Source organism: Pedobacter sp. Bi27 (assembly GCF_918698255.1).
Classification (GTDB): Bacteria; Bacteroidota; Bacteroidia; order Sphingobacteriales; family Sphingobacteriaceae; genus Pedobacter.
This window is the reverse complement of the sequence record NZ_CAKKMW010000001.1, coordinates 301,884-316,719: the sequence shown is the minus strand read 5'-3', so window position 1 is coordinate 316,719 and position 14,836 is coordinate 301,884. Positions and strand designations below refer to the sequence as shown.

Sequence of the window (14,836 nt, the reverse complement as noted above, 5' to 3'; positions counted from 1 at the left end):
TTTAGTTAGCAGTTTCCAATTTCCAATTTTCAGTTAACCGATTTAAACAATTAACCAGTTAACCATCTTGAACTGACCAATGAACCAATGGCCAATGAACCATTGAACCTTCCTAGAAATTCGGTTTAAGTACGTATTTATCGTAGAAACGGAAAATGTGCTCTGCAGCTTCTTCTGCGGTATCTACCAACCTGAAAAGGTTTAAATCTTCCTCATGGATATTATGTTCCTTCTGCAACATCGTTCCTTTAATCCAATCAATTAATCCACCCCAATAATCAACCCCCACCAATACGATTGGGAAACGTGCAATTTTTCCGGTCTGGATTAAGGTTAAAGCTTCAAAAAGTTCATCCATGGTGCCAAAACCACCAGGTAAAACCACAAAACCCTGGCTGTATTTCATGAACATTACTTTGCGCACAAAGAAATAATCAAACTCCAGCAATTTATTATGATCGATATATTTATTGTGGAACTGCTCAAAAGGCAACTCGATGTTTAAACCTACCGACTTACCCCCGTTGGTGTGGGCGCCTTTATTGCCGGCCTCCATAATACCAGGGCCACCGCCAGTGATTACACCATAACCACGATCGGTTAATAATTTACCGCACTGTTCTGCCAATTGATAATATCTATGTGTTTGAGCGGTACGTGCCGAACCATAAATGGTAACACATGGGCCAATTTTAGCTAGTTTTTCAAAACCGTCTACAAATTCGGCCATGATTTTAAAAATTTGCCAAGAGTCTGTTACTTTAATTTCTTGCCAGTCTTTGTTTTCAAAAGCGCTTCTAATTTTTTCTTCACTCGTCATATACTGTTATTCTAATATTAAAATCTGGTTTGCGCATCAGTTTTTTTACTGATGAACAACAAGCCTATAAATGTGATTAAACCGTTAATCAAAATCAGTTCAACACTAAAAACGTAACCGCCCAATAAAGTGGTAGAATACGTGGAAAGCAAGTAACATAAAAAAGGTGATAATAAGCAAACTATTGGCACTAATTTATCGTGAAGACCACGTTTTTTTACAAATAATCCAAAACTATAGAGTCCTAAAAGCGGTCCGTAGGTATAAGAGGCAATGGTAAAAATTAAACTGACCACCGATGAGCTGTTCACTGCATTGATGACGATGATCACCAAAAACATCAGAATAGAAAATGCCACGTGTACGGTATGGCGCTTTTTTACGGCGTCTTTGGCATTTACATTTTCCGCCTTGGCCATGCCTAAAAAGTCGACACAAAAGGATGTGGTTAAAGCGGTAAGTGCCGAGTCGGTAGTGGCAAAGGTTGCTGCGGTTAAGCCCAACATAAATATAATTGCTGGTATGGCACCCAGGTTATTTAAAGCAATTTCAGGGAACAATAAATCTGTTCTTGGTTTCCCGGTAATATGATCTAATGGAATATCGATGCCGTTTTTTGCGGCGAAAATGTACAACAAGGCGCCCACGCTCAAAAAGAAAACATTCAGGATTACGAATACTCCTGTAAAAGTAAACATGTTTTTTTGTGCCTCCTTGATGGTGCCCATGCTCAGATTTTTCTGCATCAGATCCTGATCTAGACCCGTCATGGCGATGGTAACGAAAATACCGCCGATAAACTGTTTGCTGAAGTAGAATTTATTGGTCAGGAAATCGTTTAAAAAGAATATTTTCGAGTAACTGCTGGTTTTTATGGTCTCGAATGCCTGTGGAATATTGAAATCGAGACTGTTGCAAATAAAATAAATAGTCAGGAAAACCGAAAGCACCAGGAAAAAAGTTTGCAGTGTATCGGTAATGATAATGGTTTTTAAGCCACCTTTAAAGGTGTACGACCAGATCAGTGCCAACGAAATTAAAACCGTTAACCAGAACGGAACACCATAATTGTCGAATATAAAACGCTGTAAAACAATCACTACGAGGTATAATCTTGTTGCTGATCCCAAAGTGCGGCTCAATAAAAATATCGATGCTGCCGTTTTGTAACTATAATGCCCCAACCTCTTTTCGATGTAGCTATAAATGGATGTTAAATTCATCCGGTAATAAAGTGGAAGCAGAACTGTGGCGATGATGATAAAACCAACTGCATTGCCCAAAACGAACTGGAAATACTGAAACTGGTTCCCGCTGGGGGCGCCAACTTCTCCGGGCACTGATATAAAGGTAACACCCGAAAGTGCGGTTCCTATCATCCCAAAGGCAACTAAATACCATTTAGAATTCCGGTTGGCGATAAAGAAAGTAGAATTATCAGATGATTTTTTTGAGGTTACGAATGAAATAATAATCAGCAGTAAAAAATAGCCGATCAGAAAACATAAGAGAATGGTTGGAGACATAGTTTTGTGTTAAGCTGATAAATGTAAAGAAAAGTATCAAATCAAGCAATACATTGATGAGTCCGAAGTCTGAAGTCGGAAGTATGCGAGGGAAATCAAGTCCCCCTTCTAAAGGGGGCAGGGGGGTAGGGGGGATGAAAAAAAACTCGACCTGTCAATATCCAGGTTTACTTTACCAATGAACTATTGACTATTGAACCACATTTAGTTTTCAATTGGCAATTTGCAGTTACTATGGCTACGGACTATTAAACCATCAACTATTAACCACTAAACTATCAACAAGTGAACGAATGGCTAATGAACTATTGAACCAATGAAGCATTTTACCTATTTTTGTAATATGAATTTTTCATCCAAGCTGCTCGAAGATGCGGTAAACGAATTCTCGAAACTCCCTGGTGTAGGGCAAAAAACAGCTTTACGTTTGGTATTACATCTTTTAAACAAAGAGCAGGAGGAGGTAAACCAGTTTGGCAATACTTTTATAAAACTTAAGGAGCAGATTAAACATTGCAGCACCTGCCATAACATTTCCGATTACGTGGTATGTGAAATCTGTACTTCGCCAAAACGCGATAAAGAAACCATCTGCGTGGTTGAAGATACCCGCGATGTAATGGCGATCGAAAATACCGGTCAATATTTTGGGGTTTACCACGTTTTGGGAGGCTTAATTTCTCCGATGGATGGCGTAGGCCCTTCCGATCTGTTTATTGATGGATTAGTAGTCAGAATGGCAGCAGGGGGGATTAAAGAGGTAATTTTAGCATTGAGTCCGAATATGGAGGGCGATACCACATTGTTTTACCTGTACAAAAGATTAAAGGAGTTTAATGTTCCGGTAACAACCATTGCACGAGGGATTGCTTTTGGCGGTGAGCTGGAATATACCGATGAAATTACATTGGGCAGATCGATTGTAACCCGTGTGCCTTACGAAACTGCAATGATGAAATAATGGTAAAGCATCTTTTCGTTTTCTTAGCCCTGGTTTTATCAGGATTATTCGCCAAAGCGCAGGTTAAGATCCACTCCCATAATGATTATACCCACGAAAAACCTTTTATTGATGCGGTTAATAATCGCGTTTTCTCTATTGAAGCCGATGTTTTTGTAGTTGGCAATTCGTTAATGGTGGCGCATAGTAAAAAAGAAATCAAAGCGGGTAATACATTAGCGCAATTGTATTTAAAACAGATTAAAGCCTTATCGGCCGAAAAGGAATATTATACTTTCCAATTGATGATCGATGTTAAAGGTGACTGGGATTCGACATATCGCTTGTTGCGGAAAAATCTGAAAAAATACCAGAAATACTTTGACAGACAAGGGAGTAATACCGTTGTTGTGATTAGCGGCAACCGACCTGCTGCAAATACATTTCATAAATATACTCACCTGTTTTTTGATGGCTTACCAAATGTAAACTATAGCCCGGAAGACCTGAAGAAAATAGCCATGATCAGCGATAATTTTGCCACTTATTCTAAATGGAATGGTATTGGCGAGATTTCAGAAGCTGATAAAGCTAAATTGACAGAACTGATTAACCACGCACATAAATTAGGGAAATCCTTTCGTTTTTGGGGTGCACCTGATAATAAAGCTTGCTGGAAGTTATTACATGACTTAGGTGCAGATATTATTAACACAGACAAAGTTACTGAAGCAACAAACTACTTTAAAATAAACTAATGAAAGCAGTATCAAGTCTTGATACTTGATACTCAAATCTTGATACTACACATGAACCTAAAAAATAAAGTCATCATCATCACTGGTGCATCGAGCGGAATCGGAAAAGCTTGTGCCGAAGAATTTGCTAAACGTGGCGCTAATTTGGTTTTAGCAGCACGCCAATACGTAACCCTTTGCGAAATTACTGCCGATCTGGAGAAAAAATATAACATCAGGGCGGTAGCAGTTCAGGCCGATGTAAGTAAAGAGGCAGATTGCGAACTGATTATCAAGCAAGCTTTAGTATCTTTTCAAAAGATTGATATTCTGGTAAATAATGCCGGATTATCCATGCGTGCCCTGTTTAACGATCTGGATTTATCGGTGCTTAAAAATCTGATGGATGTGAACTTTTGGGGGACGGTTTATTGCACCAAATATGCTTTGCCAGAGATTTTAAAAACCAAAGGAACGGTAGTGGGCATATCATCAATAGCAGGTTACCGGGGTTTGCCGGGCAGAACGGGGTATTCGGCTTCGAAATTTGCAATGAACGGCTTTATGGAATCGTTACGTACCGAATTACTTAAAACCGGGGTAAACGTTTTATTGGCCTGTCCGGGTTTTACCGCTTCCAATATCAGGGTAACCGCTTTATCAAAAGATGGCGCTGCACATGGCGAAACCAGTATGGATGAAGGCAAAATGATGACATCGGAAGAGGTAGCGAGCATCATTGCCGATGGTATCGAAAAACGTAAACGTACCTTAATCATGACCGGACAAGGGAAATTAGCCGTTTGGATGAATAAACTATTCCCAGCTTTTGTAGACAAAAAGGTTTTTGATCTGTTTGCTAAAGAAAAGAATCCGCTGATAAAGGGGTAGGGTTTGAGGTTTAGGGTGTAGGAGGGTAGTGGTTAAATCTCCTGAGATTATCGTCATTGCGAGAAGGCTTTTTCAGCCGACGAAGCAATCTTACAACTATCGCTAGTAGCGAGCGCTTTAAGATTGCTTCGTACCTCGCAATGACGACCATTCTATTAGAGCCTGTCAATGGTAGCGGAGTCGAAGACCCTTAAGTCTGAGTTTACCTAGATTTATATAAGGAGCTCGTGATTTTATAGGTCGCTGAAACACCCCGTCCTGCGGACACCCCTCTGAAAGAGGGGAATGCACATCGCATAAAGACGATGAGGGAAAATTCCCCTCCTCTGGAGGGGTGCCTGAAAGGCGGGGTGGTCTTATTTAGCACAGACCAGACCGTCCTAAACCCGGTAGTAGCAAAAATCCTTTTTGTTAGCAGCAAACTTAAATATCCTGTTATCTGCAGCCTATGAAACAGATCCTTCGTGTCTCAGGATGACAGCACCACAAAAAGATTGAAGCGAATAACGGGACTACCGTAACCGATTAGTACTGCAATTGCTTTCCAAAAAACAAAAGGACCTCGTTAAATGAGAAAACAAGAAACTTATGCCGTCGGTGTAACTTTATCCAGTTTACTATAATCCATCACCATTTTGCCTTCTTCGTTATGGTAATACATTTTATCAAACTTAGCATCCATTTCGATTTCCTCGTCCTGATAGCTGGTTCTGGTGTGAATGGTCTGCGAGAAAGTATCATCAAAAGCTTTAAGGATCACAAAAACCTCTACTTCGGCATGTTGCAGCTCGGTTAATGATTTTTCGAAAAACGGACTTTCTTCTGTAATGGGGTGTACCAAAGTCCAGTTTAAAGATAGGATACCGATTTTACTGCGCTCTAATGGCAAAGGATAAAACCGACGAACATGTTTGCCATCAATGGTTTCGTTGTACGACATCACCATCTGCACCTCAACCTCTATCAATTGATTGCGGCGGAGGTTAACCAAACGGCACATCAATCCGTGGCCTTTCTCGTAAGGGGCAATCACCATTTTTTTGCTGAAGCTCACCTTTGAGGTGGGCCTGCTAAAACGGCCATACAATAAACCCGTAGCCAATGCAAAAGCCAATAAACCCAACATACTTTCGAAAGCGGCAAGCACACTGGTAACAAAACCCTGTGGCGAAATATGGCCGTAACCCACGGTAGAAATGGTTTGAGCAGAAAAGAAAAAGGCATCAAAAAACTGATCACGAAGCGTTACACCTTTGGCGCCATTTAAATTTTCGATACCCACAACATTATACAAAACCGCGAATATGGTATTTACAAAAAGGTAGGCAAGCAGGATGACAAAGAAAAACCGCGGCCAGCTCATGGTAACCAGGCGGGTGTAGGTATCATCGAACTTAAACCAGGGAAGGCCCGTTCGTTCGATATTTGCCGAACCATCGGGGTTGAGCATGCGCTGGTTTTTGGTTACGGGGTTGGATCCGAAACCGAAATCATCATTAAACTGTACTTTTCTTTTAAAAAAGACCATATATTTTTAGAAAGATTTTGGAATATTAAAAAACTATGTCAATATTTGCTTTATACAAACATGATAATTAAAAACTTAAATAACAATTGGTGGTGGCATAACGAAATTCGTTAGGCAAATTCTATTGTTATATATATTAAAATATTTTAAACACAACGAAGAGGATTGCCCAAAAAGCAATCCTTTTTTTTATGCTTTCCCCTCCCATGGAGGGGTGTCCGAAGGACGGGGTGGTTTAAAAGTGGTGCGTCATGCTGTCCCGATTAATCGGGATCAGCATCTATAAGATAAGATTTATAAAACATTAAGTGGTCTGTGGAGACACAGACCACGGAGGTAAAAATAAGATTTAGAGAACTTTAAATGGTTTGTGGCGACACAAACCATGGCGAGCAGATTGAATACAAAACTAACGCCCCGGTTCGTGTCTCCACGAAACGGAATATTTAAATGGTTTATGGCGACACAAATCATGGCGTAAAAAAATAAGATAAATGAGAAATGAACCACAGATAAAAAAGATGAACACTGATAAAATCTGTGTGTATCCGTGTTCATCTGTGGTTAAATAAGATTGAGCAATAAACATGAAAAAAATATTAAACCATTTATTCGAGAACAAGAGTTTTAGCAGGGAAGAGGCAAAGAACATTTTAATCTCCATTTCGGAAGGCACATTTAATTCTTCGCAGATTGCCGCTTTTATAACGGCTTATGCCATGCGTAATATTACGGTGCAGGAGTTACAGGGTTTTCGTGATGCGATGCTTGATATGTGCGTTAAAGTAAACTTATCGGGTTACGAACTGATCGATCTTTGTGGTACCGGAGGTGATGGTAAAGATACTTTCAATATTTCTACCTTATCCTCATTTGTGGTGGCAGGTGCTGGTCATCATGTGGCCAAACATGGTAACTACGGTGTTTCTTCGGGCTGTGGTTCTTCTAATGTAATGGAATATTTAGGTTATACGTTTACCAATAATGAGGATACTTTAAGGCGCAATTTAGATGCTGCAGGGATCTGTTTTTTACACGCCCCGCTGTTTAATCCGGCAATGAAAATTGTAGCACCGATCCGTAAAGAACTGGGTGTAAAAACATTTTTCAATATGCTTGGCCCAATGGTTAACCCGGGGCAGCCAAAATACCAGATGGTAGGGGTTTTTAGTTTGGAGCTCGCCCGTTTATATGCTTATTTATATCAGGACACCGATAAAAGTTATACCATTGTACATGCATTGGAAGGTTATGATGAGGTTTCGTTAACCTGTGATGTGAAAACCTTTTCGAACAAGGGCGAACAGATTTTAACCCTTCAGGATATGGGTTTTGATAAGGTTGATACCAATGCGATTAAAGGTGGCGATACCGTAGAATCATCAGCCAAAATATTTATGGATGTATTAAATGGCGAAGCCACGGATGTACAGAACAATGTGGTATTGTGCAATTCGGCACTGGCCATCAAAACCATTAAACCTGAACAATCTTTTGCCGATTGCTTTTATGAAGCGGAAGAATCTTTAACCAGCAAAAAAGCGTTAAACAGTTTCAAAAACTTATTGGCATGTTAAAGTTAAAAGTTTGCGGCATGCGTTTGGCAGCGAATATTGCTGCGGTAGCCGAGCTTCAGCCAGATTACCTGGGTTTTATCTTTTATGAGAAATCGCCCAGACTAATCAGTGAGGTTTCTGCTGAATTGATTAAATACATTCCCTCAGAAATTAAAACTGTAGGTGTTTTTGTAAATGAAGAGCTGGAAAGAGTAAAAGATAAAGTAAACACATTGAAGCTAAAGGCTGTTCAGTTACATGGCAGCGAACCGACTGAATACTGTGCAGCATTAAAATCAAGCTTTCCTACCTTAGAAGTGATTAAAGCATTTGGAATAGATGAAGATTTTGATTTTTCAGTTCTCGAAGTTTATTTAAATGTGGTAGATTATTTCCTGTTCGATACCAAAACCAAAATGCATGGTGGATCGGGAAAAACATTCGATTGGTCTGTTTTAGACCGATATACTTACACCAAACCCTACTTTTTAAGTGGCGGCATTGATTTAGAACATGCACCGGCCATAAAAGAAATAAATGATGAGCGTTTATATGCCCTGGATATCAATAGCAGATTTGAAATTGAGCCGGGTTTAAAGGATGCAGAGAAGATTAAAGAATTTATTAAAGAATTGAATAAATAGATTGTTATTCATAACCCTTGGTTTCAACCAAGGGAAAAAAGAAAAACCATGAAATACAAAGTAAACGAAAAAGGATATTATGGAGATTTTGGTGGCGCGTACATCCCCGAAATGCTTTATCCAAACGTAGAAGAATTGCGTCAAAACTATTTAAAGATTATTGATGATGCCGATTTTCAAAAGGAATTTCATCAATTGTTAAAAGATTATGTTGGCCGCCCTTCGCCTTTATATCTTGCCAAAAGATATTCGGAACGTTATGGTGCCAATATTTTCTTAAAAAGAGAAGATTTAAACCATACCGGTGCCCATAAGATCAACAATACCATCGGACAGATTTTATTGGCCGAAAAACTGGGTAAAAAAAGAATCATTGCCGAAACTGGCGCAGGTCAGCACGGTGTAGCTACTGCAACCGTATGTGCTTTGCGTAATCTCGAGTGTGTAATTTACATGGGCGAGGTAGATATCGAACGCCAGGCACCAAATGTGGCCCGCATGAAAATGTTGGGCGCAAAGGTTGTTCCGGCAAGCTCTGGAAGCAAAACCTTAAAAGATGCCACTAATGAGGCGATGCGCGACTGGATCAATAATCCGGTAGATACGCATTACATCATTGGTTCGGTAGTTGGTCCACATCCTTATCCTGATATGGTGGCGATTTTCCAATCGATTATCTCTGAGGAAACCAAAAAGCAGTTATTAGAGCAGACCGGAAGCGATCAGCCTGATTATGTTTTGGCCTGCGTAGGTGGCGGAAGTAATGCCATGGGTATGTTCTACCATTTTATGGACGATGAAAATGTTAAACTGATTGCTGTTGAAGCAGCCGGAAAAGGTGTATCGAGCGGATTTTCTGCTGCAACCACTTACCTAGGTAAAGAAGGTGTTCTGCACGGCAGCAGAAGCATCTTAATGCAAACGCCAGATGGACAAGTTGTTGAACCGCATTCTGTTTCTGCCGGATTAGATTATCCAGGTATTGGGCCACAACATGCACATTTGTTTAAAACCGGTCGTGGCCAGTATGTTTCCATTACTGATGAAGAAAGTTTAGAAGCTGGTTTGCTTTGTACACAATTAGAAGGGATTATCCCAGCGATTGAAAGTGCACACGCCTTGGCTTACTTAGAAAAAATGGAATTTAAAGGCGGCGAAAACGTAGTGGTTTGCCTTTCAGGCCGTGGCGACAAGGATCTGGATACTTATATTAAATATTTTAATCTTTAAGATAGATTTGAGACGTGAGATATGAGACAGTAGACTTCCCTGCCAGGTCATCAATCTCAAATCTCACATCTCCAATCTCACATCTCAAAAACATGAACCGAATTAAACAACTCTTCGAGGAGAAGAAAAATATATTATCAATATATTATACTGCTGGTTATCCAAATACTGGCGATACCATTAAAATTGCCGAAGCACTGGAAAAATCAGGTGCTGATATGCTCGAAATCGGATTTCCTTATTCCGATCCTGTTGCCGATGGACCGGTAATTCAGGCGAGCAGCAAACAATCGCTAGATCAGGGCATGACACTTAATCTGCTTTTCGAACAGTTGAAAGACTTACGAAAGACCGTTACCATTCCTGTTTTGTTGATGGGTTATGTAAATCCTGTTTTGCAGTTTGGTGTAGAAAAATTTTGCGAGGCTTGTGCAGAAGTGGGAGTAGACGGCTGTATCGTTCCTGATCTGCCAATGGTAGAATATGAGGAGTTTTATAAAGATTGCTTCGAAAAACATAACCTGAGCAATGTATTTCTAATCACCCCTCAAACTGCTGAAGAACGTATCCATAAAATTGACGGTTTAACCAATGGGTTTATCTATTTGTTATCATCGTCAGCTACTACAGGTAAAAATCTTGAGGTTGGTAATACAACCGAAGCTTATTTCGACAGGATTAAAAACCTGAATCTGAAGAACCCAACCATGATCGGTTTCGGGATCAGCGATAAACAAACTTTTGATAAGGCCTGTTCGTACGCCAATGGTGCAATTATCGGTACAGCTTTCGTTAAAGCCATTGCTGATGGGAATTTGGAGGAAAGCGTGAGCAACTTCATGAAGAAGTTTAAGGCTTAGTGTTTTTCCTTTTCTTCCATGCTTCGTCATTGCGAGGAGGCACGACGAAGCAATCTTACAACTATCGCTACTAGCGAGCGCATTAAGATTGCTTCGCAGGCTGAAAAAGTCTTCTCGCAATGACGATCAATCTATCGGTCCGTCACCCTGAACTTGTTTCAGGGTCTTTCATGCAAGATTGTCCAAACATTCCGTTTGCACTTGAGTCGAAATGATTTTTTCCTAAATTAGTACCATTAAAATCTCTTTATAAAATATAACTCAAACAGAATTCAATTCTGACATTCCCTTATCGTTCTGATAACGGGAGATAAATTGTTATTTTCTAAAATTTTATAAAGAACATCATGCAAGATTTAAAAATTGCTTTAATTGGTGCCACGGGTAAAGCTGGTATTTATATTTTAAAAGCGCTATTGGCGCAACAATTCAAGGTGAAAACCCTCATCAGAAATCCTGAAAAACTTCAGATCCATCATGCTTCATTAGAAATCGTAATCGGCGACGTAAAAGATGCCGAAACAGTACACGCGCTTATTGAGGGCTGTGATATCGTAGTCAGTGCATTGGGCATGGGGCAACCTGCAAGTGAAAAAACAATCTTTACACAATCAACAGGTAATATTATAAAAGCCATGAAAGCCATTCACCTGAAGCGGTATATTGTAATTACAGGGATTAATGTAGATACGCCTGCTGATGAAAAGGATGCGAAGACCCAATTTGCAACCAAATGGATGTACGATAACTATCCGGTTTCTACAGCCGATAAACAGAAAGAACATGATCTGTTAACTGAAAGTGATCTCGATTGGACTTTAATCCGCTTACCTTTAATTATGCAAACCGAGGAGCAAACGCCTGTGGGCACAAGTTTGGTTAATTGTGATGGCGAACAGATTAATGCGTCTAATTTAGCCAGGTTTATTATTGAATTACTAGGGGAGAACGTGTTTGTCAAACAAGCACCATTTATCTGGAATAGTTAGGTGTTTACCGCTAGGGCACTTGCTTTGTGACTTGGTGGTTAATTTTTTCTCGCTGCATCGTCATTGTGAGGAACGAAGCAATCTTACAACTATCGCTACTAGCGAGCGCATTAAGATTGCATCGTCGGCTGAAAAAGCCTTCTCGCAATGACGATCATTCCCAAGATCCGTCACCCTGAACTTGTTTCAGGGTATTAGTGGTTAAATTTTACTTTAGCTTTTTTTACCATATAAGAAATCTAAGAACATTTAAGGCATTGAGCTTATATGTAACTTATATGCCTTATATGGTTTGTTTTTTTTTGCGCTATATCACAAGGCACTAAACTTTGTGTTCTTTGTGTCTTGGTGGTTAATCTTTCTCCGCTGCATCGTCATTCCCAACTTGATTGGGAATCCTAATGCCATGTTAGGGGCTTGTAGGTTTCATTAAGATTAGCTTCGCTGAGCACTTCGTGGTTCCCGCCTGCGCGGGAAAGACGACCGTCCTTAGCAATCTTACTGTAAAGTTATAGGATCGCATTAAGATTGCTTTCCCTAGGTCGGGACAGGCTGTCGGCTGAAAAAGCCTCCTCGCAATGACGATGTTTCGAATGGATCTACCTACCCACCCAATCCTCATAACTCATTTCAAATTTCACTTCCCCTTTATTTACCATGCCTACTTTTTTCCAGCCTTGCCAGGTATAAAATTCTGCTGCACGGGTATTGGGCGATGTACCCAACCAAACTGGCGCATGCGTTTGATCGAAATACCAGTCCATCATTAACCGGTGCAGTTCTTTGCCAATGCCTTTGCCTTCAAATTCTGGCCGAAGGAATAAAGCCCAGATATTATGCTCCTTTAAATCCACGATGGAGAAACCAACTACTTCTCCACCTACTTCGCAAACCCATCCTTTGCCACGTTGCGTAATAAATTCTTCGCAATCTTTGTCAGTAACAAGTGCTGGATCTGACAAAATGTTCTCTTTTACTGTATGTCTGACAATTTGTATCGCAGGTATGTCAGTCGTTTTTGCTTCGCGGAAAATCATTTTTATAAGTTCTTGAGAAAATTAATTTATTTGAAAAAGCCTTTTAAATGCTTTAACGGTTGATTATCAGCTATAAAACTAATCAATAAAATGTTTATGACAAATGAATGATTGTCAATTCTGGAATTGGTTCTACATTTGCTTAACGGTGTTAGATTATTTACACTGTATATTCCAAGTCATGGGAAGTAAAGAAAGAATTCTACGTTTAAAAGATGAAACCAGAACAAAAATTCTGGATGCTGCCTTGAATATTGTTCAAACAGAGGGCTGGCAGGCATTGAGTATGCGTAAAATTGCCGACCAGATCGAATATACTGCACCAATTATTTACGAATACTTTTCTAACAAAGATGGCATCTTACTGGAACTCACCAGAAGGGGATATTTAATGTTGGCGAAAGATATCCGCGAAGCCAGAGATAAACACGAATCTCCGGAAGATAAAATGGAAGCCATGTGGATTGCCTACTGGAACTTCGCCTTTACCCACAAAGAATTTTATCAATTGATGTACGGTGTGGATATGGTTTGTTGTACCGTTAAAAATTCAATGCCCGAAGCCGAAAACGTAGGGAGTATGTTAGGCGAGGTAATTGAATCGTTATTCGAGAAAAAACCAGTGTCTGATGATGATATCTGCATGAAGTATTACACTTATTGGTCTATCATCCACGGTTTAATTTCCATCAACCTGGTTCGCCCGAATGGAAGAACAACCGACGAGTTAAACCAACAAATTTTAAAAGATGCCATCAAGGGCATTACATTATCTATCAATAGTTAATTTTTTTTACAAAGTAATTTAACACTGTTAAATTATTATACACACTAATTCCAATTAAATTTAAATCATATGAAATCTCTACATCGCTTGTACCCTTTACTTAACACCGTTAAATGGTTTAATAGTATTAAGTTATTGTTAACAATTTCTCTTCTATCTATAATTTTAGTGAGTTGTAAGTCGTCTCCTGATCAGGCTGCGGCTGCACCACCTCCACCGGCATTGCCTGTAAGCGCCATTAACGCGAGTACAGAAACCACCTATATCGAATATCCGGCCTCTATTCAGGGTGCTGTTGATATCGATGTTCGTCCACAGGTAAGTGGTTACTTACAAAGTGTATTGGTTAACGAAGGCGCCTATGTAACTGCCGGACAAACCTTGTTCAAAATTAACGAAAACCCTTACCGCGAGGCTTTAAACAATGCCAAAGCAAGTTTACATGCTGCAGAAGCGGCCATTTTAAACGCTCAATTGGAAGTTGATAAATTAACACCACTTGTTCAGAATAAGGTAGTATCTGATTTTCAGTTAAAAACTGCTAAAACAGCTTATAAAATTGCCCAGGCAAATGCCGAACAAGCTAAAGCCAACGTTGCTTCGGCACAGATTAACTTAGGTTATACCAATGTTAAGGCTACTGTTAGTGGTTACATTGGCCGTATCCCTAAAAAACAGGGAAGTTTAGTTTCGCCGACAGATCAGGTTGCTTTAACGCAGTTATCAGATATCCACGAAGTACATGTTTATTTCTCCCTTGCAGAAAACGATTTCAACAATTTTAATGCAAACTACCCAGGTAAAACACCTGCCGACAGGATTAAACATTTACCAGCAGTAGAACTTTTATTGGCCGATAATTCTGCTTACCCGATTAAAGGCAAGATCGATATGATCGATGGTCAGTTTGATAAAAACACAGGTGCCATTACGTTAAGGGCGAGTTTCCCTAATGCCAACGGAATTCTTCGCTCGGGTAATACCGGTAAGATCCGTTTAGGTTTGCAGCACGATAATGCCATTCTGGTACCGCAGTCATCAACGGTAGAAATGCAGGATAAAGTATTTGTATTTACCGTAGGCGACAGCAGTAAGGTGAAAAAACAATCCATTACCATCGTTGGTAAAGCCGGCGAAAATTACCTGGTTAAAGACGGGGTAAAAGTTGGCGACCAGATTGTGTTAAGCGGGGTTGATAAATTACAGGAGGGCATGGTGATCCAGCCTCAAAAAGCAGCAGATAAAGTAGCTGTTGCAAAAACAAAAAATTAATAAGACCTAAAATCTAAAA

14 protein-coding genes are annotated in these 14,836 nt (G+C 39.8%); 10 read left to right on the top strand and 4 right to left on the bottom strand.

Annotation, left to right across the window (positions count from 1 at the left end):
• Positions 1-112: 112 nt before the first annotated feature.
• Both LQ227_RS01055 and LQ227_RS01050 read right to left on the bottom strand, forming a co-directional pair.
• Positions 113-820: a TIGR00730 family Rossman fold protein gene (locus LQ227_RS01055; protein ID WP_029278019.1), complete on the bottom strand. Its 708-nt coding sequence runs from the start codon at positions 818-820 to the stop codon at positions 113-115.
• A 17-nt stretch (positions 821-837) separates the two neighbouring features.
• Complete coding sequence (locus tag LQ227_RS01050; RefSeq protein ID WP_230144089.1) at positions 838-2,346, bottom strand: sodium:solute symporter; 1,509 nt, start codon at positions 2,344-2,346, stop codon at positions 838-840.
• Between the two features lie 343 nt (positions 2,347-2,689).
• Here LQ227_RS01050 and recR point away from each other — a divergent pair, with 343 nt between their 5' ends.
• Genes recR through LQ227_RS01035 form a run of 3 tightly spaced genes read left to right on the top strand, consistent with a single transcriptional unit; the run spans position 2,690 to position 4,914 of the window.
• Complete coding sequence (gene recR, locus LQ227_RS01045) at positions 2,690-3,307, top strand: recombination mediator RecR (RefSeq protein WP_230144090.1); 618 nt, start codon at positions 2,690-2,692, stop codon at positions 3,305-3,307.
• Entirely contained in the window at positions 3,307-4,044 is a 738-nt protein-coding gene (locus LQ227_RS01040) for a hypothetical protein (protein WP_230147867.1), read from the top strand. Before recR ends, LQ227_RS01040 begins: the two co-directional genes overlap by 1 nt.
• A gap of 51 nt (positions 4,045-4,095) precedes the next feature.
• Positions 4,096-4,914: an SDR family oxidoreductase gene (locus LQ227_RS01035; protein WP_230147865.1), complete on the top strand. Its 819-nt coding sequence runs from the start codon at positions 4,096-4,098 to the stop codon at positions 4,912-4,914.
• A gap of 586 nt (positions 4,915-5,500) precedes the next feature.
• On the opposite strand, the gene LQ227_RS01030 is transcribed toward LQ227_RS01035, so the two are convergent.
• The gene (locus LQ227_RS01030; RefSeq protein WP_230147863.1) at positions 5,501-6,442 is read right to left on the bottom strand and encodes an ion channel; all 942 of its coding nucleotides are present in this window, start codon (positions 6,440-6,442) and stop codon (positions 5,501-5,503) included.
• A 587-nt stretch (positions 6,443-7,029) separates the two neighbouring features.
• Between LQ227_RS01030 and trpD the strand changes: the two genes are divergently transcribed.
• From trpD to LQ227_RS01005, 5 genes are all read left to right on the top strand, one after another.
• The gene (gene trpD / locus LQ227_RS01025; protein WP_230144094.1) at positions 7,030-8,019 is read left to right on the top strand and encodes an anthranilate phosphoribosyltransferase; all 990 of its coding nucleotides are present in this window, start codon (positions 7,030-7,032) and stop codon (positions 8,017-8,019) included.
• On the top strand, positions 8,013-8,642 hold the full coding sequence (locus LQ227_RS01020; RefSeq protein WP_230144095.1) for a phosphoribosylanthranilate isomerase: 630 nt from the start codon (positions 8,013-8,015) through the stop codon (positions 8,640-8,642). Before trpD ends, LQ227_RS01020 begins: the two co-directional genes overlap by 7 nt.
• Before the next feature lie 48 nt (positions 8,643-8,690).
• Positions 8,691-9,872: a tryptophan synthase subunit beta gene (gene trpB / locus LQ227_RS01015; protein WP_230147862.1), complete on the top strand. Its 1,182-nt coding sequence runs from the start codon at positions 8,691-8,693 to the stop codon at positions 9,870-9,872.
• Between the two features lie 92 nt (positions 9,873-9,964).
• Positions 9,965-10,732, top strand: coding sequence for a tryptophan synthase subunit alpha (gene trpA / locus LQ227_RS01010; RefSeq protein WP_230147861.1), 768 nt, complete (start codon positions 9,965-9,967; stop codon positions 10,730-10,732).
• A gap of 347 nt (positions 10,733-11,079) precedes the next feature.
• Positions 11,080-11,721 (top strand): NAD(P)-dependent oxidoreductase, encoded by a 642-nt coding sequence (locus LQ227_RS01005; RefSeq protein ID WP_230147860.1) that lies wholly within the window; start codon positions 11,080-11,082, stop codon positions 11,719-11,721.
• A 599-nt stretch (positions 11,722-12,320) separates the two neighbouring features.
• Here LQ227_RS01005 and LQ227_RS01000 read toward each other — a convergent pair.
• Positions 12,321-12,758, bottom strand: a complete 438-nt coding sequence (locus LQ227_RS01000; protein ID WP_230147859.1) for a GNAT family N-acetyltransferase — start codon at positions 12,756-12,758, stop codon at positions 12,321-12,323.
• Between the two features lie 181 nt (positions 12,759-12,939).
• Here LQ227_RS01000 and LQ227_RS00995 point away from each other — a divergent pair, with 181 nt between their 5' ends.
• Positions 12,940-13,545 carry a TetR/AcrR family transcriptional regulator gene (locus LQ227_RS00995; protein ID WP_230147858.1) on the top strand — a complete coding sequence of 202 codons (606 nt, stop codon included), beginning with the start codon at positions 12,940-12,942 and terminating at the stop codon, positions 13,543-13,545.
• Between the two features lie 69 nt (positions 13,546-13,614).
• A complete protein-coding gene (locus tag LQ227_RS00990; RefSeq protein WP_230144100.1) occupies positions 13,615-14,817 on the top strand; it encodes an efflux RND transporter periplasmic adaptor subunit in 1,203 nt (400 codons plus the stop codon).
• Positions 14,818-14,836: the final 19 nt, after the last annotated feature.

What these genes read in the sequence shown, in the direction of transcription:
- LQ227_RS01040 (WP_230147867.1), top strand. Translation starts at nt 3,307, where the DNA reads ATGGTAAAGCATCTTTTCGTTTTCTTAGCCCTGGTTTTATCAGGATTA.
- trpA (WP_230147861.1), top strand. Translation starts at nt 9,965, where the DNA reads ATGAACCGAATTAAACAACTCTTCGAGGAGAAGAAAAATATATTATCA.
- LQ227_RS01000 (WP_230147859.1), bottom strand. Translation starts at nt 12,758, where the DNA reads ATGATTTTCCGCGAAGCAAAAACGACTGACATACCTGCGATACAAATT.
- trpD (WP_230144094.1), top strand. Translation starts at nt 7,030, where the DNA reads ATGAAAAAAATATTAAACCATTTATTCGAGAACAAGAGTTTTAGCAGG.
- LQ227_RS01050 (WP_230144089.1), bottom strand. Translation starts at nt 2,346, where the DNA reads ATGTCTCCAACCATTCTCTTATGTTTTCTGATCGGCTATTTTTTACTG.
- trpB (WP_230147862.1), top strand. Translation starts at nt 8,691, where the DNA reads ATGAAATACAAAGTAAACGAAAAAGGATATTATGGAGATTTTGGTGGC.
- LQ227_RS01005 (WP_230147860.1), top strand. Translation starts at nt 11,080, where the DNA reads ATGCAAGATTTAAAAATTGCTTTAATTGGTGCCACGGGTAAAGCTGGT.
- LQ227_RS00995 (WP_230147858.1), top strand. Translation starts at nt 12,940, where the DNA reads ATGGGAAGTAAAGAAAGAATTCTACGTTTAAAAGATGAAACCAGAACA.
- LQ227_RS01035 (WP_230147865.1), top strand. Translation starts at nt 4,096, where the DNA reads ATGAACCTAAAAAATAAAGTCATCATCATCACTGGTGCATCGAGCGGA.
- LQ227_RS00990 (WP_230144100.1), top strand. Translation starts at nt 13,615, where the DNA reads ATGAAATCTCTACATCGCTTGTACCCTTTACTTAACACCGTTAAATGG.
- LQ227_RS01020 (WP_230144095.1), top strand. Translation starts at nt 8,013, where the DNA reads ATGTTAAAGTTAAAAGTTTGCGGCATGCGTTTGGCAGCGAATATTGCT.
- recR (WP_230144090.1), top strand. Translation starts at nt 2,690, where the DNA reads ATGAATTTTTCATCCAAGCTGCTCGAAGATGCGGTAAACGAATTCTCG.
- LQ227_RS01055 (WP_029278019.1), bottom strand. Translation starts at nt 820, where the DNA reads ATGACGAGTGAAGAAAAAATTAGAAGCGCTTTTGAAAACAAAGACTGG.
- LQ227_RS01030 (WP_230147863.1), bottom strand. Translation starts at nt 6,442, where the DNA reads ATGGTCTTTTTTAAAAGAAAAGTACAGTTTAATGATGATTTCGGTTTC.